Origin of the sequence: Flavobacterium humi (assembly GCF_004745595.1) — a bacterium.
Classification (GTDB): domain Bacteria; phylum Bacteroidota; class Bacteroidia; order Flavobacteriales; family Flavobacteriaceae; genus Flavobacterium; species Flavobacterium humi.
This window is the reverse complement of record NZ_SRLH01000008.1, coordinates 75,373-98,005: the sequence shown is the minus strand read 5'-3', so window position 1 is coordinate 98,005 and position 22,633 is coordinate 75,373. Positions and strand designations below refer to the sequence as shown.

The 22,633-nt window shown below is 42.3% G+C and carries 12 protein-coding genes; 7 read left to right on the top strand and 5 right to left on the bottom strand.

Features of this window, described 5'->3' with window-relative positions:
- Positions 1 to 71: 71 nt before the first annotated feature.
- On the bottom strand, positions 72 to 5,060 hold the full coding sequence (locus E4635_RS13965) for a GEVED domain-containing protein (RefSeq protein ID WP_135527321.1): 4,989 nt from the start codon (positions 5,058 to 5,060) through the stop codon (positions 72 to 74).
- Positions 5,061 to 5,331: 271 nt separating this feature from the next.
- Positions 5,332 to 10,197, bottom strand: coding sequence for an Ig-like domain-containing protein (locus E4635_RS13960; protein WP_135527320.1), 4,866 nt, complete (start codon positions 10,195 to 10,197; stop codon positions 5,332 to 5,334).
- A gap of 523 nt (positions 10,198 to 10,720) precedes the next feature.
- Here E4635_RS13960 and E4635_RS13955 point away from each other — a divergent pair.
- The 4 genes from E4635_RS13955 to hemL all read left to right on the top strand — a co-directional run bounded on the left by E4635_RS13955 (position 10,721) and on the right by hemL (position 15,679).
- Positions 10,721 to 12,550 carry a T9SS type A sorting domain-containing protein gene (locus tag E4635_RS13955; protein WP_135527319.1) on the top strand — a complete coding sequence of 610 codons (1,830 nt, stop codon included), beginning with the start codon at positions 10,721 to 10,723 and terminating at the stop codon, positions 12,548 to 12,550.
- A gap of 72 nt (positions 12,551 to 12,622) precedes the next feature.
- Positions 12,623 to 13,525 (top strand): 1-aminocyclopropane-1-carboxylate deaminase/D-cysteine desulfhydrase, encoded by a 903-nt coding sequence (locus E4635_RS13950; RefSeq protein WP_135527318.1) that lies wholly within the window; start codon positions 12,623 to 12,625, stop codon positions 13,523 to 13,525.
- Complete coding sequence (locus E4635_RS13945; protein WP_135527317.1) at positions 13,518 to 14,384, top strand: glucosaminidase domain-containing protein; 867 nt, start codon at positions 13,518 to 13,520, stop codon at positions 14,382 to 14,384. The genes E4635_RS13950 and E4635_RS13945 overlap by 8 nt, the downstream gene beginning before the upstream one ends.
- A gap of 8 nt (positions 14,385 to 14,392) precedes the next feature.
- Positions 14,393 to 15,679 (top strand): glutamate-1-semialdehyde 2,1-aminomutase, encoded by a 1,287-nt coding sequence (hemL, locus tag E4635_RS13940; protein WP_135527316.1) that lies wholly within the window; start codon positions 14,393 to 14,395, stop codon positions 15,677 to 15,679.
- Positions 15,680 to 15,730: 51 nt separating this feature from the next.
- Here hemL and E4635_RS13935 read toward each other — a convergent pair whose 3' ends face one another.
- Together E4635_RS13935 and E4635_RS13930 are read right to left on the bottom strand one after the other, a co-directional pair.
- Positions 15,731 to 16,069, bottom strand: coding sequence for a hypothetical protein (locus E4635_RS13935; protein WP_135527315.1), 339 nt, complete (start codon positions 16,067 to 16,069; stop codon positions 15,731 to 15,733).
- 62 nt (positions 16,070 to 16,131) lie between these two features.
- Entirely contained in the window at positions 16,132 to 16,590 is a 459-nt protein-coding gene (locus E4635_RS13930; RefSeq protein ID WP_135527314.1) for a hypothetical protein, read from the bottom strand.
- Between the two features lie 116 nt (positions 16,591 to 16,706).
- On the opposite strand from E4635_RS13930, the gene E4635_RS13925 reads away from it, so the two are divergent.
- The 3 genes from E4635_RS13925 to E4635_RS13915 all read left to right on the top strand — a co-directional run bounded on the left by E4635_RS13925 (position 16,707) and on the right by E4635_RS13915 (position 20,866).
- Positions 16,707 to 17,075 (top strand): hypothetical protein, encoded by a 369-nt coding sequence (locus E4635_RS13925; RefSeq protein WP_246020803.1) that lies wholly within the window; start codon positions 16,707 to 16,709, stop codon positions 17,073 to 17,075.
- Between the two features lie 97 nt (positions 17,076 to 17,172).
- Positions 17,173 to 19,332 (top strand): TonB-dependent receptor, encoded by a 2,160-nt coding sequence (locus E4635_RS13920; RefSeq protein ID WP_135527313.1) that lies wholly within the window; start codon positions 17,173 to 17,175, stop codon positions 19,330 to 19,332.
- A 1-nt stretch (position 19,333) separates the two neighbouring features.
- A complete protein-coding gene (locus E4635_RS13915; protein ID WP_135527312.1) occupies positions 19,334 to 20,866 on the top strand; it encodes a PepSY-associated TM helix domain-containing protein in 1,533 nt (510 codons plus the stop codon).
- Between the two features lie 67 nt (positions 20,867 to 20,933).
- On the opposite strand, the gene lysS is transcribed toward E4635_RS13915, so the two are convergent.
- The gene (lysS, locus tag E4635_RS13910) at positions 20,934 to 22,625 is read right to left on the bottom strand and encodes a lysine--tRNA ligase (RefSeq protein ID WP_135527311.1); all 1,692 of its coding nucleotides are present in this window, start codon (positions 22,623 to 22,625) and stop codon (positions 20,934 to 20,936) included.
- Positions 22,626 to 22,633 lie beyond the last annotated feature (8 nt).

Here is a 22,633-nt window from a genome sequence, read left to right as displayed (position 1 = left end):
ATTGATTTTGATAAAAAAGAAAAGGCCTCTAACTAATGAGGCCTTTTGCTTGTTTATAATCAGGATCGGAATTAATACACTACTTTTTTAACCACGATGCTATTGTTTTCAAGGATAACTTTCACCAAGAGAACATCAGAAGTAGGGTTTAACTCCTGGATGGTCAATTCGTTTTTGTTTACGTTTTTCTTGTTTACCAATAACTTTCCTAATACATCATACACGATGATTTCTTTTATTGGTTCCAAAGTAGATTTCACATTCAATCGATCGGTTTTGAATACAATTACTGAATTTTCAAGGGCATTCACATCAGGATTGCCCAATGTTGTGTTGGTATACCTCAGTATGAAGCGATTGTCAAAACGGCCTGGCGCAGCTGTAAAATTATACGGTGTATCACGCAAATTATGGATAGTGCCCGTTGCTACATCTTCCAGGAAGATAGGCTGGCTTTCATTCTCGAATAAACCGTCGGTTTTTGCAATGGCGATGCTATAGTCCCCATTCTGCGGAAGCAATACCCCAAGAGGGACCTGGTCGTTTTGGTCAAATGGCAAGGTTCTTCCCTGGATGACCATGTTTTCGTCTGCAATTCGGGAATAGAAATTCTGATTGACTCCTTCAAGAACCGTTGCATCGTACATTCTGTCCCTTTCCTGGGTTGCGCCTTGGGCATATCCTACCAGGATTCGGTTTACATTACCTGAAGGCGCTACTAAATCCAGCCAGATACGATGTCTTTCAATTTCTTCTTCGCTATTTGCCACATTTGCCTCAGACCTGTAAAACTGGCCATTGTTATACGTGTTGCTTCTCATGCTGTTGTTGAATGTCAGCGTGCCCGGTGTAGCGGTAGTGTGGTTCATCAATACGAAGAACGCCTGGCCGGCACCAATATAGCCGCTAAATCCTGGAGGGGTTGATCCCATGGCATTGTAAACCATATAATCGGATCCTGCATAATTATACGCATAATTGGTATAGAAAGGATCGGAATTACCTGCAATTGGCGGAGTTCCGTGCGTCCATAAACGGATATTACCGTCAACATTAGGATTGGCCGTTAAAAAGGCAGTGGCACGAAGCGCTGACGGATAAGGGTTACCGGTCAGGTTCCAGTTGTCATCGTCTTTGGTAACAGCTGTGGCTGTTGGCCCCGTGTAATTCACACCGTTGTATGTATCCCTGTTGATAGGCACAGAAAGGTTTCCGTTATTTGGCACTCCTATAAATGAAGCCGTAAAAGGTTGTATGGCTGTCGTAAATCCGTTTGGACCGCGAACAATGTACCCTTTTCCGACAACCATATTTTCATTGGCATTGGTCCAGCCTCCAAAATTACTGGTAAAAGCCCTTGGAGTGGTTGGCAACCATTTCCAGACTAAATTTGATGGTGTTAGGGGAGAAATCGAACTCAAAGGGAAACTCGCTACAGGGGATGACCAATAGACGTAATCCAGCCTTCGGATGTTTGAAATACGATCCATTTTGATATTTCCGGTATTGGTAATGTTGTTAATCTGCACCAAGCTCGCCTTGTCTTTTAAATTGAAATCACCTCCTGTGTTTACCTTCACAAAATCAGTTACAGTGATGTAATTGCTTGGAGCTACTGTTAGGAAGCCTCCGTTTAAAACCGTTAAGTTTAATGCTAAACCTCCGGTTCCATTAATGGTTGGGTCTGTTGTTGTGTTAGGGATGATAACGCAGTCTGCCGCAGTTGGAACTCCAACCGGTGTCCAGTTGTTGCTTTTATTCCAATCGATATCTACAGATCCGTTCCATATTTTGTTTCCGACAATAGTAACGGTAGTCTGATCGGTTTCAATCAAAGTCGTACCATTGCAAAGCGAATAGGTAACCTGTGCAGTATAAGTTGTAGTGGTGGCAGGGCATACGTTTAAGGTGTCCTGGGTTCCTACTACAGGCCCTGAAGTCCCGGCGCCTTCAAACCATTTTACAGAAGTTATGGATGTGCCGGATGGAACAAACCTCCATGCTTCGTTATTTACGGTCCAGTCTGCATCAAGGCCATTTCGGTTTGGTGCTACAACCGCTTGTGTTCCGGTTGCGTTTTGCACTCCTACGATGGCATTTCCGCCATTCCAGGTCCCGTCTACTTTTTTCTCTTTAATATAAACTTCGATAACATTTGTGTTTTCATACAACACCATCATGCCGGTATACAGCAAAGAATTATCAGAGAACATCGGTACGTCTTTCCAGGAAGCTACCAAAGCGCGGCACCCTGTATTAAGCGTGATCAATTCCCATCCCACTTCTCCACCTTTACTAGGGTCGATATCGTGGTACACACCATAAATGGTATTGGCAAACAGCGCTCCGGTTGTACTTGGTAAATTATCGCTGAAAGCATACCCAGAAGCGCCTCCTGCATTGGCAGTATTGAAGGACAAAGCCCCGTTAGACCCAATGATGCAAGAGCTGTAATTGTTGCCGTAATAACAGAAGTTAAAAGGAAGGTTGATCGTTGGAGACCAAACATCATCAATATTAACACTCACCGGATGCTGCAAACAGCCAAACTGGTAAGGAGGGTTGTATGGTATTGATTCTACGGTATAGTTGGTTGTTTGTCCCAAAGCCAAATAATTTGCTTCCAGATCAACGCAGTTCGAAGCTGCCGAACAGGTTATGGGCGCAGGATCGGCTCCGTTAAGGCCTAATCCGCCGGAAATTACAGAAGGACATCCCAATGTGGAAGTACCTGTGCTGTTTCCAGGCATACAGCTTGGCTGGTAAAAACTGGTTGGCCCTATCCAGAATCCTTTTGATCCTGCACTACAGTTGGAACGTATCCAAATGTAATAAGTAGTTCCGATGGTTAATCCGGTCAGGTTTACAGTAGTTACACCTGCTGCGGTTGATCCCGTTGGCGTAGTACCTGCTGTTGGAGCTGTCGTTGAGGTCGATACATAATATTGGTAACCAAGGGCGGGAGCAGGTGATGCAGCCGTCCAGTTGACAGTTGAGGTTGTTTGTGAAGTTACGGTAACAGCTACAGAAGGAGTACCGGCACAAGTAGCCGTGCTGACGTTTATCGTGTAATCTTCGTAAGTTCCGTATGTTCCTGTATAACAAGGTGTTGGAGGTCCCATGTCTACGGCGCCTATACGTATTCTGTGGTTTCCAAGAGAAGCTCCGGCTGGTACTATGAAGCTTCCGTTAAGAGTTGTTGGGTTGGTTGCTAATGAAGCGCCTGTGTATACTTCTTCGCCGGCGTCTGAAAAATCCAAATCATTGTTCCAGTCAATCCAGATCATGGTGTCGTAGGTGTATCCGGTAGCGAATGTGATGGCAAACGGAATTGTTTCACCTTGCTGTCCGTTCATTATCTGGGCAGAATAATTCCCATAGTTCCCGGCTTCTGCACCCGTACTGTTATTAATTGTCCCCATGACAACTCTGGTTATACCGGTACCGTCAACACTTGAAGGTGCCGGAACGCAATATCCTGTTGCGGCAGTTCCCGTAACATAGGCACTGCTACAACCGTTATTTGCCAAAATCCTGTAATAGTAAGTTGTATTAGCCGTTAATCCTGTTGCGCTCAATGTTACCGTAGGAGCACTCACGATAAATGGTGATCCCGGTACATTGGCAGTATAACCGGCATTTGTTGTTACTTGTATGGTATATGACATTGCTGATGCTGATCCTCCTGTTGGGGCTGTCCAGTTTACAGTAATGCTGTTGGCTGTTGCTGATGAATTGACACTGTTTGGTACAGCAGGGCAAGTGATTGCGTTTCCGGTTAGAGAACCTCCGGTTTTGTATACCGGCCCTCCGGTACAACTGGTGTCATTATAAGCAAAAATGTAATAATAATATCTGGTATTACCTGACAAACCGGTCGCGGTAAAACTTGTTGTCGTACTGTTTTGGATAAAAGTAAGCCCAGCCCCTAAAGAACTGATATTACCAGAAGAATAAGTGGTCCCGTTTACAGGTTGTGTAGGAGGTGTGCTTGAAGCAGATTGGATGATCAGGTATCCGTTTGCACTTCCCGTAAATGATACCGGAATTGTGGATGAAGTGACTGTCCCTGCAGTGAAGGCAGATGCCTGGCTCGCAGGAGCAACACACGGAGCCGGTGCGCAAACGATATTGAAACTGATGTTTCCGCCGGCCGTGCTCTCCGGATCAAGCATAATATAATATTGGGTCCCGCCTGTAAGTGCCACTGTCGGACTTGTTGCGGTACCGCTTAAGTCATCAAAACATGACCATCCCGTACTATTGCAAGTCCCAGCTGTTTTGTATTGATAATCTATATAGGCATAAGATGAAGTTTGTTGTATGGCATAATTGCCGGATGTTGCCGGTGTAAAAGTGTATATTTTTTCTTTACCGTCAGTTGTCCATCCGCAGGCAGAAGTGCCATAGGAGCCGTTGCCCGAAGCGATGGTTGCATTTACCGTTGTTCCGCAGGAAGCGATGTTGGTAATAGCCGAACATGGGTCAAAAGGAGTACTGGACGTTACACAAATACTGTTGAGTGTCATGTTGTTGTTCCCTCCGTTGTTGATGACTTTTATATAATAAATGCCATTGGCCAATGATGTTGCAGATATCGTTTCTGTTTGAAGAGAGTTGTTGGTTGTGTCGCTATTGGCACAGGCAATCTGAGACAATCCGGTGCATGATGCTGTAGACGACATCAGTTGCAGGAATAAATTCCTATTGTTCGCTTCCGCAGTTATGGTCACGTTTAACGGCCCTCCGGAAACGGTAAAAGTATACCATCCTTCCCTTTGAAAAGTGTTAAACGAACATCCGCTGGCATTTGGCGCGTCCTGCGAAGTATCGTTAATGGTCGCAGTGCCTCCACAAGCCCCGTTTATGGTAAGCGAGGTCGCTGTCGCACAGCTGGTGCCTTGGGCAAAATTGAGGGTTGGAAGGAATGCAAGTAGAGAGAGGAATACGATAAAAAGCCGATAGCTTTTTTTGAGGTCAATCTTAGTGGTAAGATTTGTTTTTTTCTTTTCTGTGGTATTTAGAAGAAAAGAAAGGTTAGCAATGTAATTTTTTTTCACGGTTATGGTTATGGTTTAGTTAGTTTTTTTTGGATAATTTTGTGAAAAATAATAAATTAACATTTAATTGGTTATAAATATCGATAAAGTGCATCTTTTTTCGACGAAAGATGTAAAATAATCGATAAAAAGCATAATTGTTTGAATATTTTCTTTTTATAAATTCATTAATTTTTAAAGAAAATGATAATTTTTGGTAAATAAATACATACAAAAAAAGCCATCCCTAAGGATGGCTTTTTCTATGAAAAAAAAGTGAATTTTTTGAATATTAGAAGATTACCTTTTTAGTAACCACTGCATCGTTTTCTAAAGTTACTTTTACAATCAATGCAGATTGTGTAGGGTTCAATTCATTTACAATAAACTCATTTGCACTGATATTTTGTTTTGCAACCAATGTTTTTCCTAAAATATCATAAACTGCTACATCTTTTATAGCCATTGTTCCTGAAGTTACATTGATGTGATTGTCTGCAAAAACTTTTACGGTACTATTGTAATCGAAATCCTCATTTCCTAACGATGCCTGAGTAAATCTCAATATAAAACGATCGTCGTAACGGCCATTGGCAGATCTGAAACTATAAGGAGAAGTACGTAAATTATGGATCACGCCTGTGGTCAAATCTTCCAAAAAGATATCTTGTGACGGATTGGCAAATAATCCGTCAGTGGTAGCAACGGCGATATTGTAATTCCCGTTTTGCGGCAATAACACTCCAAGTTGCACTTGGTCATTTGCATCAAATGGCAAGGCTCTTCCCTGGATAACCATATTTTCCCCTTCCACTTTAGAATAGAAATTTTGTGTCACTCCTTCTAAAACAGTTGCATCAAAGTTTCGGTCTCTTCCACGTGTTGCTCCTTGTGCATAACCTACTAAAATTCGGTTAACATTTCCGCCAGGGGCAACCAAATCCAGCCAAATACGGTGTTTTTCAATGTTTTCGTCATTGTTTACAGTATTTGCATTGGCTTCAGATCTGTAAAATTGGCTGTTGCCATACGAATTGCTTCTCATGCTGTTGTTGAATGTCAGGGTGCCTGGTGTGGCAGCGGCATTGTTCATTAACACGAAGAAAGCTTGTCCGGCACCTATTGATCCGTTAAATCCAGGAGGAGTTGACCCCATTGAATTATAAACAATATAATCGGAGCTGGAATAGTTGTAAGCATAATTCTGATAGAAAGGACTGGCGTTACTGTTGCTTGGAGCAGTTCCGTGTGTCCACAAACGGATATTACCGTCAATGTTTGTATTGGCTGCCAACAATGCTGTTGCGCTAATCGCAGACGGGTAAGGGTTACCTACCAAGTTCCAGTTATCGTCGTCTTTCGTTACGGCTGTTGCAGTAGGGCCTGTATAATTTACTCCGTTATAAACGTCTCTTATAATAGGAGTAGTGATATTTCCATTGTTTGGTACTCCTGTGAATGAAGCGGTAAACGGTTGGCTTGTTGTGGTAAATCCGTTCGGTCCGCGGATGATATACCCCTTACCGGTTACCATAGTTTCATTGGCATTTACCCATTTTCCAAAATTACTTGCATAAGCTCTAGGAGTTGTTTGTAACCATTTCCAGATAACGTTTGCAGGAGTTAGTGATGAAACCGAAGCTGTCGAAACACCTGAAACAGGAGAAGACCAATACACATAATCCAATCTGCGGATATTTGCGGTACGCTCCATTTTTATGTTTCCTGTATTGGCTACGTTGTTCACCTGTATTAAACTTGCATTGTTCCTGATGGTAAAGTTTCCGCTGGCGTTTACATCTACCCAGTCATTTACAGTTATCGTATTCGCAGACTGCAATTCTAAGGAAGCAGATGATTTTATTTTCATGTTTTTAGCAAAAGCATTGTAGCCTGATCCGGAAATAACGGTGTTGCTGCTGCTTGGTATTACAACGCAGTTTGCTGCTGTAGGAACACCTGCAGGGCTCCAGTTGCTTGCTGTTGACCAATTTGAGCTTCCGCCAATCCATGTTTTGGTATTGTTGGTCACTGTGATTGGTTTGGAAGCCACACATCCGTTTCCTAATGTTGCACTTACTGTGAATCCCCAAGTTGTTGTCGCTAATTGGGTTGCATTAGGTTTTACATAAATAGTGGTCAAACTCTGATTTACATATGGTATAGTACAAGCGAAATCAGTATAAGCATCTACAGTTCCTCCGCCCCATGTAAAGGTAGTGTTCAAAGGTCTTGTCCCGAATAAACGGATATCATCGATAGCCCATCCGTCTGCCCATCCGGCTGCGTATCTAAAACGTATTTTCAAGTTCGACTGTCCGGCAAAAGCAGTTAAGTCTAATGACGCGTTAGTGAATTTTGATGCAGAACCGAAATCGGCATTGTAAGTAACTGCAGTATTGGTCCATGTTGTCCCTCCGTCCGTTGAAACCTGAACAGAAGCTGTATCTGAACCATAATCGGAATAATAATGTTTGAAGGTTAAGGTCAGGTCAACATAATTGGTCGCGTTTATACTTGCTGTAGTGGTCATGATTGTTTCCAGGCTTTGGCCACTATAATCTGAAGTTGTAAGGGCGAATTTATTGCCAATGGTTCCTGAGCTTATCGCCGGGCGCCATACGGCTGTCCCATTTGGAGAATAAGTACTTGTTTTGACACTCCATACGGAATCTGCCCCACCGTTTGTGTTGATTGGAGTTGATACGGTTAACCCGCCTATACCGCTTTCAAAATCATCCACAAATAAATCATCTACAGTAAAATCACCCGTAGCACTTATGGTCAAGATATCGGTGTCCCCACAAAATATAGGTGTTGTTGGAGATATTGTAATGTTTGTAGTTGGATTGATAGTGGCTTTGATAGCTGTTCTTGTCCAGGATTCGCACGTTCCGTTAAAAGCCGTTACATAATAAGTAGTCGTAGCAGCTAATGCCCCGGTTGTCCAGGAACCTGTAGCTGTTGTTGCAAGCGGAGTCCCACCTGTTTCAGCGGCATACCATCTGAATTGAGTTGTGCCCGCGGTTGCTGTGGCTGAAAGGGTAACAGTACTTCCTGTTCCGCAAGAAGCGCCATTGGTCACACTGGTTATTTTTGCAACACAATCCGCTACAATACTAATGGTGTAATCTTCGGTTTCTCCTGTGGTATATCCTGTGGTACAAGGATCGATTGTGCTGGATTCTCCAAATGATCTGGTTCTGATTCTCATTACATACGTACCAGGAGTTTGTGCTACCGGTACAATAAAACCATAAGAAGTGTCTCCTGCAGCAGCGCCGCTCACGTATACATTTTCACCAGCATCTACGAAATCTCCATCATTGTTCCAGTCTACATAAGTTCTCATGTGGCTTGATCCAACAATATTAAGGTTGGTGTTTATACCGCCACCAGGAATTTGAGTTGCGATAACAATATTTTTATAATTGCCATAACCGCCTGTAGAATAACCTGTTGGCGCGTTAGCTACATCGTTCAATGTTCCAATGGAAGTAACCCCTGAAATATAAGTTCCGGATGTAGTTGAAGAAGGGATACAATGGCACACGCCGGTATTTGTTGTAAAACTCCAGGTAATTGGGGTTCCTGTGGTTGCGCCACATGCATTTCTCGGAACAATTTTCCAATAGTATGTTGTGCCTGCTGTCAAAGTGCCTGTGCTGTAAGTAACTCCAGCCTGGTTCGTCAAAAACGGAGGTGTTGATGCTGTCCCGAAGTAAACATCGTAAGAAGTTGCTCCAGCAGCTGCTGTCCAGCTTATTGAGCTTATGGCTCCCAAACCGGCATAACAAACACCAGTCGCTGATGTTGCCGGGCTAGGTGTGGTTGCTAAAGTAGCAATCGTATTGTTTACGGTCACCGCGATGCTTCCTTCTCCTGCACTCCAGCAAGAACCATTGTAGGCACGGATATAATAAGTTCCTGAAGTATTTACTACTAAAGGTGTTGCAGAATTGTTTGCTGTAGATGTACCGCCTGAAACTGTTTGCCAATACCAGGTTATACCTGCTCCAGGTGTTCCGTTTCGGGTTATGGTAACTCCTGTAGGATTACATTGTGGTGAATTGCTTGTAGGTGTTCCAGGATCGCTAGGGGTATTTACGGTCAATGTTTGTCCGTTGTTTGTTCCGTTAGGATTTGTCACAAGTACTGTTCCTGAAGTACTTCCAGCTGCAACCACTGCTGTTATTGTTGTTGAGTTTACCACAACAACGCTTGTACATGCTGTACCGTTTACAGTTACTGTTGTCGCACCGGAATTAAAATTCGTCCCGGTTATTGTAATAGTTTGCCCTGTGCAAAGTGAGCTAGGGGAAACGCTTGAAACACTAATATAATTGAAAGTTACTCTACCGGCACCTCCAATACCTCCGACTCTGTTTCCACTTCCTCCCCCGGCATATTCTCCTCCGGAAGCACCGCCTCCAGGATTAGAACCGTTTTGTCCCGGTGAGTTGTTGGTTCCTGTTCCTCCAGCCCCGAAAATAGAGATTACTGTTGCAGAACTTCCTCCGTTTCCTCCGGAATTCCCTCCGCTGGAACCATCGTTACCGGTATTATTTGTTGTTCCTCCCGATGAAGTTCCTCCGCCACTGTTAGTAGGTGTGTTGAGGCCAAGAGAATTCCCGCGGCCTCCCGTTCCTCCGTTAGCGTTCATGTTTGTTGAAGGGGCTATGGATACAATGGTTGAAGCACCTCCGTTTCCTCCCGTACCTCCAGCAGCAGCTCCGGCTGTTCCTCCGGTTCCCACTGAGTAGGTAAAAGTCGTTACTCCGCCGGTTACCGCAATAACCCTGGTTGTTGCGCCACCGCCACCGCCGCCGTTTCCACCATCATTGTTGGAGCTGGAACCGCCACCGCCACCGCCGGCACCCCAGGCACTTGCCGTAACTGAAGTTACCCCTGCTGGGACATTAAAAATTTTACCCACTCCTGGTGTGTTGTCATTACCCGGAAATTGGGCATAAATATCATTACTCAAGAAAAATGCAGATAAAATCATCAAAGACAGAACCCACGAAAAGGAAGGGATTCGATTTTGTTCTTCTTTTTGGGTTGGGAAAAATGGATTTTCCAACCATGATTTTTTAGTGAGGGTGTGCGCTACCAATAAAGCACACTCCTTCATCTGAAAGAAGTAGTTTTTCGCCATAAGAGAAATATGTTAGTGAGATAGAATTTCATTAAAATGAATTAATGAGATTCGCTGTAAAATTATATTTAAATATTGAATCAGCCTAATATTTTGGATATCAGTTAGCTTATTAAAAGAACTTTTCATCGATAATTCTTGTTATTTGTAGGATAAATAGTATAAAATAAACGATCTTCTAACTGAATTTATTTTTTGCAGGCAGAAAATTGGTGAGAAGGTCTCACTTTTTTTAGTGAGATGCTTTTACAAAAAGCCATCTGTTTTTGTCATTTTGATGTTGAAAAACCATTGGATAAAAACAACCATGAGCAGGTAATAAAAAAGAAGCGAAAAGATTACAAGGTTTTTCGTGTTTTTCTCAAATTGACCTCAAAATAGGAAGCGTACGCTAAAACAACCTGCTGGCACTGTTTATTTTACAGGATATTTGCCTTATATTTGACAAGCCTTTAATTTTGTAAGACAATTACTTTGATAATCAAACTATTTTGATTATTTTTAAAGTTAAAATCCGAAACTTATGAAACCCATTTACACCCTTGTCATGTTTTTTATTGGCTGTATTTATGCCAATGCACAATTGTATGTAGGACCCAATTCGTATATGTACGTAAATGACGAAATGGTCTATGTAAAACAGGATGTCGAACTAAATAGTGCAAACAGTACTATTTATTTGCGTAACAACGGTCAATTATTGCAAGGGACAACAGGTTCCGGTATCAATAAAGGAACGGGAAGCCTGTCTGTTTTCCAGGAAGGAAGTACTAATAATTTTCAATATAACTATTGGTGTTCGCCTGTAGGAGGAGCTTTGGCGGCAGCCGGGAATTCTCCTTTCGGGATCCCGCAACTAGGTGTGCCGATAACAGCGACAGCCACTACTGCAGCAACCATTTTGCCAAGCAGCAACCCTAACGGAACTTCAGGAACCGGAGCTTTGTCAATTGCCGCCCGATGGATTTACAGGTATTCGGCAGGAACCACTTATAATGACTGGATTTATGTTAATGCTGCTTCCACGATTGGTGCCGGGCAAGGTTTTACAATGAAAGGGACGAGTGGTTCGGATAGTACGATACCTTTTTCCGGAGCAGGTTCCAATAATTCAGGAAGTGCCCAACGATATGATTTCAGGGGTAAGCCAAACGATGGAACTATCAACGTCCCGGTAACAAACGGAACAATGACTTTGACCGGTAATCCTTATCCAAGTGCCATTGACATGCAATTGCTTTTGACGGATCCTACCAATACGTCGCTTTGTGATGGAACTGCTTTGTATTGGGAACACGATAAAACAGTCAATTCCCATTATGCGGAACAATACAGGGGAGGATATGGGGTTTACAACGGAGCCACCAATGTATATACGCCGGCAACTTTCTATACTTATACAGGAGGTGGTACTCAAGGGCCGGTTTATTCTACACCGATGAACATGTATCAAAGAAGATTTGCTCCAATCGGGCAAGGTTTTATGTTAAGAGGGATTTCAGGAGGGAATGTCCAGATAAAAAATACGCATCGGGTATATAGGAGAGAAGGGATTCCAAATAATTCCCAATTTGAAAGAAATGCAAATGAAGATGATACTGCAGGAAATTACGAAGCAATCCCAAATGTTGCCGGTATTGATTACACTCAGATCAGTAAAGCGATAACACCATCCATCCGGATAAATGCTTCTCTTAACGGCAGGGCTGTTCGCCAGATCGCATTGGTTTTTACACCAAATGCCGTGGACGGGTTGGATAAGGCCGATTCGAAATCCGGTGATATTGCTTCCAACTTGCCGTACGATATGTATTTATTTTTGAATAACACCGAATATATGCATTCTGCCACAAACTTTGCAATGGATAAAGTATTCCCTGTCGGCTTCAAAAACAATACTGCTGCAGTTTTTAAGATTCAGGTGGCTTCTTTGGATAACCTTCATGATGTGTCGCAGGTTTTCCTTCACGATAAGGTGACAGGATTATACCATGATATAAAAAATACCGAATTCCAGCTTTCCCTTCCGGCGGGAGTAAGCAATAACCGTTTTGAGATCACGCTTCAGGACACAACGCTTTCCACCGATGATGCTATAGCGGCTAATTTTAAAATCTTTGAAGACAATGCCTCTTATACATTAATAATTAAAAACCCGAATGTCATCGCTTTGGAATCTTGCTATTTGTATGATATTTCAGGAAAAATAATCTTTTCGAAAAAAGACCTGGGCGCTAACCCGGATTACGAATTCAGCACCTCAGGATTGAGTGAAGGAATCTATATCGTAAAACTTATCACCGAAGATAATAGGGAGGTTACCCAAAAAATCACGATCAAGGGAATAAAATAATAAAAAACAATCCTAATTTTTTAAGCAGTCTTCGGACTGCTTTTTTGATTTAATGTATTTTTGCATAAGTCAATGGAAGTATACAATCAAAATATAAAACTCGGCAACAGCCAGATTACCTTATCTGTAAAACGGGAAGATTTGCTGCATCCATTTGTATCAGGCAATAAATTCAGGAAATTAAAATACAACCTGGAAAAAGCCGGGGAGCTCGGGTATGAAAGGCTGGTTACTTTCGGCGGGGCTTTTTCAAACCATATTGCCGCTGTTGCGTTTGCCTGCCAGGAGGCCAAAATGGAATGCGTCGGGATTATCCGGGGCGAAGAGCTTTCTGCCAAAATCGAAGAAAACCCGACATTGTCTTTTGCCCAAAAATGCGGCATGCAATTTGAGTTTGTCTCACGCAGTGCTTATCAGGAGAAAGACTCGGCGGCTTTTATTTCCGATGTAGAAAAAAAATACGGCAGGCATTACCTTCTGCCGGAAGGCGGTACCAATGCACTGGCCATAAAAGGATGTGAGGAGATTTTAACTGAAGAAGATGCCGGTTTCGATATCATTTGTTGCGCCGTAGGGACGGGAGGAACCATTTCAGGAATTATAAACAGTGCCGGGCCACATCAAAAAGTTATTGGTTTTCCTGCGTTAAAAGGTGATTTTTTAACTGATGAAATTCGTAAGTTTGCAAAAAATCAGCATTGGGAACTCTGTACGGACTATCATTTTGGAGGTTATGGGAAAGTAACGCCGGAATTGATTGGTTTCATCAATCGGTTTTATGAGCAAACGGGCATACCCTTAGATCCTGTTTATACTGGGAAAATGGTTTTTGGCGTTATGGATTTGATCCAAAAGGGATATTTTACGGAACATTCAAAAATACTGATGATCCACACGGGCGGTTTGCAGGGCATCCGGGGTATGAACCAGATGTTGGAGAAGAAAAAAATGACTAAAATACTATTTGATGAATAAACTAATTGCACTTTTATTACTATCGGCACTGATAGGTTGCGGTACTGCAAAATCAAAAATTAAAAGTACTAAAAAACCAACTGTAAAAGTGGCAACTTCACAAAGTAAGCCTTATAAGCATAAAGTTGAAAGTCCTACTGCCGTTGTTATTGATGAGAAAAAAGAGAAGATCGAACTGCTGGAAGCTACCTCAAAAATAAAAGTAACTACAGAAGTTGTGCTGGCTTATATCAATCAATTCAAAGGTGTGGCAAAAGAAAATATGGTAAAGCACGGAATTCCGGCAAGTATCACGCTGGCCCAGGGCATACTCGAATCCGGAGCAGGAACCGGGATGTTGTGCGGCTTGGCTAATAATCATTTCGGGATAAAATGCCACAAGGAATGGACAGGGCCTTATGTTAGGTATGATGATGACAGCCTGCAGGAATGTTTCAGGAAATATGAGCACGCAGAAGAATCCTACCGAGACCACTCGTTTTTTTTAACCAGCCGGCCATGGTACGCGTCCTTGTTTAAATTACCAAAAGACGATTATAAAGGCTGGGCAAAAGGACTGAAAAAAGCAGGTTATGCTACAGATCCGAAATATCCGGACAAATTGATAGGGCTTATCGAAAGATACCAATTACAACAATATGATGCCGAAGCACTGGGGATTGCCTATCAGGCTAAACCTAAAGCAGAAGTCAGGCCGGAAGCGTCAAAAGCACCTTCTGCAGATCAACATGTTGTAAGCCAGGGAGATACTTTATATTCGATTTCTAAAAAATACAATATACCGATTGAGGTTTTAAAAAATAAAAACAACCTGTCCGACAATGCTATTTCCATCGGGCAGATACTTATAATCAGATAAAATAAATCATGTTATACCAAAGAAGCAGTCAGCTTTTTGCCGAAGCTGAAAAAGTAATTCCGGGCGGAGTCAATTCGCCGGTAAGAGCATTCAAATCAGTTGGTGGAACGCCAATTTTTGTTAAAAGTGCCAAAGGCGCCTACCTGTTTGATGAAGATGGGAACAAACTAATCGATTATATTAATTCCTGGGGACCTATGATTTTGGGCCATGCTTACGAACCGGTTGTCAATGCACTGGTTGAAAAAGCAAAACTGGGGACATCCTTTGGGATGCCAACCGCTTTGGAAACGGAAATTGCCGCTTTAGCAGTTTCTATGGTTCCGAACATCGATAAGATCCGTTTTGTCAATTCCGGTACAGAAGCCTGCATGAGTGCTATCCGCCTGGCGCGTGGCTATACCAAAAGAGATAAAATCATCAAATTTGCAGGGTGTTACCACGGCCATTCCGATTCATTCCTGATCCAGGCGGGAAGCGGTGCGATTACCTTTGGTTCACCAAACAGCCCTGGCGTTACGGCTGGAACAGCTAAAGACACGTTGTTGGCCAATTATAATGATTTAGCCAATGTAGCCTCGTTGTTTGAAGCCAATAAAGATGAAATTGCCGCTATCATAATCGAACCGGTTGCGGGTAACATGGGTTGCATTCCGCCAAAAGAAGGTTTTCTTGAAGGTTTGAGACAACTTTGTGACGATAATAATACCCTTTTGATTTTTGATGAAGTCATGACGGGTTTCCGTTTGGCATCTGGAGGAGCTCAGGAATTGCTGGGCATCAAAGCAGATATCGCTTGTTTTGGAAAAGTGATCGGAGGCGGGTTGCCGGTAGGCGCTTTTGCTGCCCGAAATGAAATTATGAATTACCTTGCGCCGCTTGGGCCGGTATACCAGGCCGGGACATTGTCAGGAAATCCGTTGGCCATGGCTGCAGGTTTGGCGATGTTGCAGTCGCTGCATTCGGATAAGGCCATTTTCTCAAGGTTAGAAGAAAAAACAGCGTATCTGGAAAAAGGAATCGCCAAGGTTTTAAACAACAATAAGATCATCCATACGATAAACAGGGTAGGGTCTATGATTTCGGTGCATTTTGATGCTAATCCGGTTTTCGATTTTAATTCGGCCAAAAACGGGGATAACGATACTTTTAAAAAGTTCTTCCATGGCCTGTTGAAAGAAGGGGTTTACATTGCACCATCGGCTTATGAGACCTGGTTTATAACCGATGCATTGACTTATGAAGACCTGGATTTTACCATTAATGCCATTGACAAAGTCTCCAAAGATTTATAAATAAAAAAGCTCACCGTTCAAGTGAGCTTTTATTTTTTTATGCAATTAATCTTAGTGGATTAATTTTTCATACAAACCAACTGACTGTAATTTTTGAATTTGATCGTCAGATAAAGTGGCTCTTAATTTTGCATCGATAATACTAGATAATTGCTGTTTGTCAGCTTCTGTTAATTTAACATTTTCATTATCTAAATCTTTGTGCTTTTTTAGGAAAAGTTGGAATAAAGCTTGTTGTGTTGCTCCGTCAACTTCTACTGCTTTACTTAATTCGAAAGTCTCCTGTTTTGCTTTTTCTTCAGGGAATGGCTTTCTTTCTTTTGCTTGTTGTGCATTTGCCCCGAAAGAAAATGCGAAAAGCATCATAAGTATTGGTAATAGTTTTTTCATAATAGTCTGAAATGTTTAGTTATAGAATCCAAATCTAAACATTTTTTTTAAATAAGCAAAAATTATTCCGAAACTTCCTTGTTCGCTTTTTGCCTGTGGGCACCTCTCATTCTCTGCATATGCCCGCTTCTTTTTTTATGGTTGTCTTCCCATTTTTCAAATTGTTCCTTGCTTAGGATTTTTTTCATTTTTGCCTTATGTTCAATTTGCTCGTCCAGCATTTTGTTGCGCATTTCGAACTTTTCATTGGCGGTTAATTCCTTTTTGGCTTCTTTTCCGGCCTTCATTTCAGCCATTTTGGCTTCTCGTTTGCTGCTTTGCTCGGCAATAAGGGTAGCCATTTCTTTTTGTTGGGCAGCGGATAAGTCCAGTTCCAGTGTCATTTTTTTCAATTGCAGCTGATTTCGCTGTTCAGCAGACATTTTTTCAGTATCAGCCTTTGCTGCTGATTTTTTTTCCTGTGCGATTCCGTTTAATGCAAGTCCTGCAGTGAGAACGATTGCCAATGCGATTTTTTTCATGTTTTCAGATTTATGATTTGAATATAAGACTGCGGGATTTCAAAAAAGTTTAACCGTTTTTCAAAAAAGGGTGTTTTTCCTAGTAGAAGTATTTTTTTAAAGGGTAAATTTGTGGCGTGAAGAAAGCAATTGTAATAGTAGTATTCTTATTTGTGCTCAAGCCGGTCCTCCCGGTTTTGGAATACATTCTCCATTACGATTATATTGCCAAGGAACTTTGTGAGAACAAAGCCAAGCCCGAACTTAAATGTAACGGTAAATGCCATTTGATGAAAGAGTTGGCCAAAGCTTCTGATGGAGAAAACCCTACTTCGCAGGATAAAAAGAATACACAACAGGAATTTGAAGTCTTGTTCCTGGAAAAATGGGCCACAGTGGTTATCCTAAACCCAAATTTTCCAATCCAAAAAGAGAATGACTTCGATTCTCCGGATTTATACTTCCATCAGGCCGGTAAGGCCGTTTTCCATCCGCCAACTGCGTAATTATTGTATTATTTTCTGAATTCGGTTGATTTCCAGCCGAGTGTGCCTTGTTGACTCTTGTCGTCAGGCGATAGTATGTAATAATTAAATTTTTAAGATGAAAAAAATATTCCTTGCCGTGTTGGTTTTAGGGCCTATGTCGTATGGACAAAATGCCCAAAGAAAAGATACTGCCGGCACAAAACAATTAGATGATATTGTGGTAACCGCCAGCCGTGGTGCTTCGCTCAGAAGAGAAGTCCCGGTCGCGATTTCTAAAATCTCACAAAAAAGCATCAATGAAACCAAAGCAACCACCGTTTCCGAAATCATCAACAAAGCGCCAGGGGTTTTGATGGTCAACTTAGGAAACGAGCAGCATATGATGGCCATCCGGCAGCCTATGAATACAAATGCGTATTATTTATACCTTGAAGACGGGTTGCCTATCAGGCCGATGGGCATCTTCAACCACAACGCGCTCCTGGAAATAAACCAATTCAACCTTCAGAATATAGAAGTGGTAAAGGGACCGGTTTCCTCGCTGTATGGACCAGAAGCTGTTGGCGGGGCAATCAACCTGATTTCTTTAAAACCATCTCTTGAGCCGGAACTGAAATTGGGGATCCAGGCCGATGGATTCGGGTATAAAAGATTTCAGGCCGCCGGTGGAACAACTATTGGGAAATTAGGTTTTTATGTGGCAGGGCTTTCAAGCTTGCAAAAGGATTCCTGGATGACATTCTCCGATTATAATAAAGACAACATCAATGCCAGAGTAGATTATGCAATTAGTCCCAGGACCCGATTAACCAGTACTCTTTTTTATGGAAAATATTATTCGGATATGACCGGAAGTGTCAACGAAAGTGATTTTTACAACCGCACATACAAAAGTACCACTGATTTCACGTACCGGAAATCGGATGCGCTGCGAAGCAAGATAACCCTGGAGCAGGATTGGAACGAAAAGGCCCATACTTCTTTTACGGTTTTTACAAGAAACAATAAATTAGGACAGAACCCTTCTTACGGGATTCGTTGGACACCGGGGCAAACTACGGCCAAGGGCGAAATCAATTCCAATAATTTCAAAAGTTACGGCGTTATTGGGCAGCACAATCAATCGTTCCGGTTCTGGCAGTCAACGCTTGTTGCCGGTGGGCTTTTCGATTATTCCCCGGTAGATTACAATGCCTACCAAATTGACCTGAAGGCGAACCTAAACCCAGGAGGGCAAACGGTGAGCAGTTATGAGATCATCGCCGAACGGCCGGACATCAAATTAGCGGATTACGAAGCCAGGATATACAATAAAGCGGGCTTTGTGCAGTTAAGCTGCAAACCTTTACAGGAAGTAACACTTACAGCAGGAGCACGTTACGATGATATGAGCCTGGATTATACCAATACCATCGATCAATCTTCAGGAGATAAAAAATACGATCAGTTCACGTTCAAATGGGGAGCTAATTATAATCCGCTGGATTTTGCAGGCTTTTACGGAAATTATTCACAGGGATTTTCCCCACCGGGGCTAACATCTGTTTTCCGGGCAAAACCGGGGACAGGTGGGAATACAGGAAACCCGGCAGCGTTTTATTATAACCTGGAACCGGCCAAATTTGACAATTATGAAGTAGGAGGCTGGTTGCATTTTCTTCAGCACAAACTCAGCATTGAGTATTCCTTATATTATATGGAAGGGGAAAATGAATTGCTGAACATCCGTCAGCCCGACAATTCCACAGATTACCAATCTGCAGGGAAAACACGCCATAAAGGAATCGAATTTGCCCTGCAGTATTGCATGAACGAGCAATGGAAGTTCCGCATCGGAGGCACAACGGCCCAGCATACTTTTGTTGATTTCAGGGTTTCGGATAAACCTTCAGACCCAATCCGGGATTTAAATGGTTTTGAAATGCCTTCCGCTCCGAAATGGACTGGGAATTCAGAACTGAACTATTACCCGAAATGGCTGCCTGATTTCAGGGCTTCCATAGAATGCCAAATGACCTCAAGTTGGTTTGAAGACCAGGTCAACACGGTAAAATATAATGGATATACTGTTTTTAACACCAGGATGGGCTACCGCTGGAAAGGAATCGAATGTTATGTCAATGTGATGAACCTCACCGACAAATTATATGCCTATAATGTAACCAAAGGAAATACCGCCACAGCTGCACCAAGTTATACCGCCGCCGCTCCGCGAACTTTTGTGTTTGGGCTGCAATACAGCCTTTCGCTAAAAAACAAAGCTAAAATACTTTAAAATGGAAAAGCAACCGAAAAAGAAAAGCTTCCGTGAAAAGCTGACAAAAAAACTCAAGCAGAAAATATACAAATGGCATAAAATACTGGCTTTTATTACGATAATCCCGGTTTTATTCTGGTGCTTGTCCGGGTTGATGCATCCTTTTATGGCCCATTTTTTCAAACCCGAAATCGCAAGGGATATTCTTGAGGCCAAAAGCATCGATCCTTCCGGGATTAAGATCAGCCTGAAGGAAGCGCTACTGCAAAATAACATCCAGGAAATCAAGAATTTCAGGTTTGTTTCGTTTGAAGGCCATCAATATTACCAGGTGAAAACAATAGAAGATAATTTAGTCTACCTCAATACCATCGATGGCAAATTGCTTAAAAACGGAGACGGATTGTACGCCGCCTGCCTTGCGCGTTATTTTTTGGATGACGCTAAAACGCCTATTGCAAATCAGCAGTTTATAACCGAATTCAATAACCAATATAAGTATGTGAACCGATACCTTCCGGTGCATAAAATCAGTTTTGACCGGCCGGACCAAATGCAGGTTTATGTGGAAACGGCAACAGGCAAACTGGCGACTTTCAACCCAAAATCACGACAATGGTTCATTTGGTTTTTCGATACATTCCATAATTGGTCTTTTATAGACGCGATCGGCAATAATGCGGTCCGGATTTGTTTGATGGTCTTCCTTTTGGTAATTATCGGTTTTTCAGCGCTTTCGGGAATACTGATTTACGGTTTGTTTTGGAAGCAATTCAAGAAGGCAAAGACTTCCGATGCCTCGTCAAAAAGAAGGAAATACCACAGGCAGGCAGGATTGATGCTGGCCTTGTTTACCCTCACATTTGCCTTTAGCGGCGCCTACCATGCTACTAAAAAATGGAACCCGATTCCTGTGGAAAAAATGGTTTACGAACCGGTTTTTAAAGTTCAAGATTTGGATGCGTCAGGAATGAAAGGGTTTTTAGCGTTGAAACACTTTAAAAATATGACCCTAATACAATTTAAGGACAGTCTTTTTTACCGATGTCAATTTGCAGGAGAAGAACAGGATGAAGTACGGTATTTCAATTCGGTTTCCCAAAAAGAAAACAAAACAGCCGATACGGAATATGCACAATTTTTAGCTTCTTATTTCAATGGTAAAATTTCGGGAAAAGATAAAAACTGTTGCGAAATGGATGGTGTTGCGGAAACAGTTTCAAATAAAAAAGAACACATAAAAGAAACAGCATCCATCACGGATTTCAAAAACCACGATTACGGATTTGTCAACAAAAGGCTCCCTGTGGTCAAAGTCGCTTTCGAATCTGAAAATAACAAGACCGCATTTGTCGAAACCGGGACATCCCATTTGGCCGCTTTTATTACCGATAGCGACAGGGCGGAAGGGTATTCGTTCGCTTTTTTCCATAAATTCCTTTTTATGGAATGGGCCGGGAAGGACATTCGGGACCTGACGATGGTTTTGGCCGCTTTGGGCGTGCTCACAGTTGGTATCCTGGGATTGTCACTGCTTCTGAAACGCAGGTAATGAATGTGTCGGATAAAAAAAAGGAACTCAATTGAGTTCCTTTTTTTTATTGAAGTTTACTATATTATTAGTTCAAAACCACCGTTTTGTTCTCGCCGTCAACGACAACTTTGGTTAATCCGTGTTTGGCCAGGCCTTTCATTGCGGAATCCCATTTCTTCCCACTCAGGGCCGATTTTTCTTTTAGTTGGGCCAGTGATTGGTTGTTTTCGGATTTTAATAATTCCACAATCAGTTTTTCTTCTTCAGACAATTCAACCTGTTTCTTTTCAGGGCGCATTTGCGGGAAAAACAACACTTCCTGGATGGATGGATTGTTTGTCAGGAACATGATCAGCCTGTCCATTCCGATACCAAGTCCGGAAGTTGGCGGCATTCCATATTCCAAAGCACGCAGGAAATCTTCGTCAATGATTCCGTTGGCTTCGTCATCTCCTTTGGCCGCAAGTGCCATTTGGGCTTCAAAACGGCCTCTTTGGTCAATAGGATCGTTTAGTTCAGAATAAGCATTGGCAATTTCTTTTCCGCAAACCATCAATTCGAAACGCTCTGTCAGTTCAGGATTGTCACGGTGTGATTTGCATAATGGAGACATTTCTTTCGGATAATCGGTAATGAAAGTCGGCTGGATGAAATTCCCTTCGCATTTAGCCCCGAAAATCTCATCGATCAGTTTTCCTTTGCCCATGGTTTCATTCACTTCGATTCCCATTGATTTTGCCGCTTCGAATAATTCGTCTTCCGATTTGCCTGAAATGTCAAAACCGGTAAACTGCTTGATGGCATCGGTCATGGTTACCCTGGCATACGGCGCTTTGAAGCTTACTTTGTGTTCGCCAAAAGTAGCATCCGAAGTACCGTTTACCTCATTGGCGCAATATTCCAGCAGGTTTTCGGTAAATTCCATCATCCAGTTGTAGTCCTTATAGGCTACATATATTTCCATGGCAGTAAATTCCGGATTATGCGTTCTGTCCATTCCTTCGTTACGGAAGTTTTTAGAGAATTCATATACACCGTCAAAACCACCAACGATCAGTCTTTTCAAATACAATTCGTTTGCAATCCTCATATATAAAGGAATGTCCAAACTGTTGTGGTGCGTAATAAAAGGACGCGCCGCAGCTCCACCGGGTATTGATTGCAATACTGGCGTTTCCACTTCCATATAACCGGCCTGGTTAAAAAACGTACGCATGGCCGTGAACAATTTTGTCCTTTTCATGAAAACGTCTTTCACCTGCGGGTTTACCACCAAATCTACATAACGCATACGGTAACGCAGTTCCGGGTCCGAAAACTCGTCATATACTTTGCCGGTATCATCTGTTTTTGGCATCGGTAAAGGACGTAAGGTTTTGCTCAAAAAGGCAAAATTCGTCACACGGATACACTGCGCACCTACCTGTGTGGTAAATAATTCACCTTCCACACCGATAAAATCGCCAAGATCAGTTAGTTTTTTGAATACCTGGTTGTATAGGGTTTTGTCCTCGTCCGGACAAATAACGTCTCTGTTCAAATACAGCTGGATTCTTCCTTCGCTGTCCTGCAATTCGGCAAAACAAGCTTTTCCCTGGTCACGGTTACTCATCAAACGCCCGGCAACAACAACCTTCTTACCCTCTTCAAAAGTTTCCTTTATCTGCTTCGACGTATGGTTTACGGGAAACAAATTTGCCGGATACGGATTGATGCCAAGTTCTCTCAACTTGTCCAATTTCTCTCTTCTGATGATTTCTTGTTCTGAAAGTTGCATAATTCTAT

What these genes read in the sequence shown, in the direction of transcription:
- E4635_RS13950 (WP_135527318.1), top strand. Translation starts at nt 12,623, where the DNA reads ATGGAAGTATACAATCAAAATATAAAACTCGGCAACAGCCAGATTACC.
- lysS (WP_135527311.1), bottom strand. Translation starts at nt 22,625, where the DNA reads ATGCAACTTTCAGAACAAGAAATCATCAGAAGAGAGAAATTGGACAAG.
- E4635_RS13915 (WP_135527312.1), top strand. Translation starts at nt 19,334, where the DNA reads ATGGAAAAGCAACCGAAAAAGAAAAGCTTCCGTGAAAAGCTGACAAAA.
- E4635_RS13960 (WP_135527320.1), bottom strand. Translation starts at nt 10,197, where the DNA reads ATGGCGAAAAACTACTTCTTTCAGATGAAGGAGTGTGCTTTATTGGTA.
- E4635_RS13945 (WP_135527317.1), top strand. Translation starts at nt 13,518, where the DNA reads ATGAATAAACTAATTGCACTTTTATTACTATCGGCACTGATAGGTTGC.
- hemL (WP_135527316.1), top strand. Translation starts at nt 14,393, where the DNA reads ATGTTATACCAAAGAAGCAGTCAGCTTTTTGCCGAAGCTGAAAAAGTA.
- E4635_RS13935 (WP_135527315.1), bottom strand. Translation starts at nt 16,069, where the DNA reads ATGAAAAAACTATTACCAATACTTATGATGCTTTTCGCATTTTCTTTC.
- E4635_RS13930 (WP_135527314.1), bottom strand. Translation starts at nt 16,590, where the DNA reads ATGAAAAAAATCGCATTGGCAATCGTTCTCACTGCAGGACTTGCATTA.
- E4635_RS13955 (WP_135527319.1), top strand. Translation starts at nt 10,721, where the DNA reads ATGAAACCCATTTACACCCTTGTCATGTTTTTTATTGGCTGTATTTAT.
- E4635_RS13920 (WP_135527313.1), top strand. Translation starts at nt 17,173, where the DNA reads ATGAAAAAAATATTCCTTGCCGTGTTGGTTTTAGGGCCTATGTCGTAT.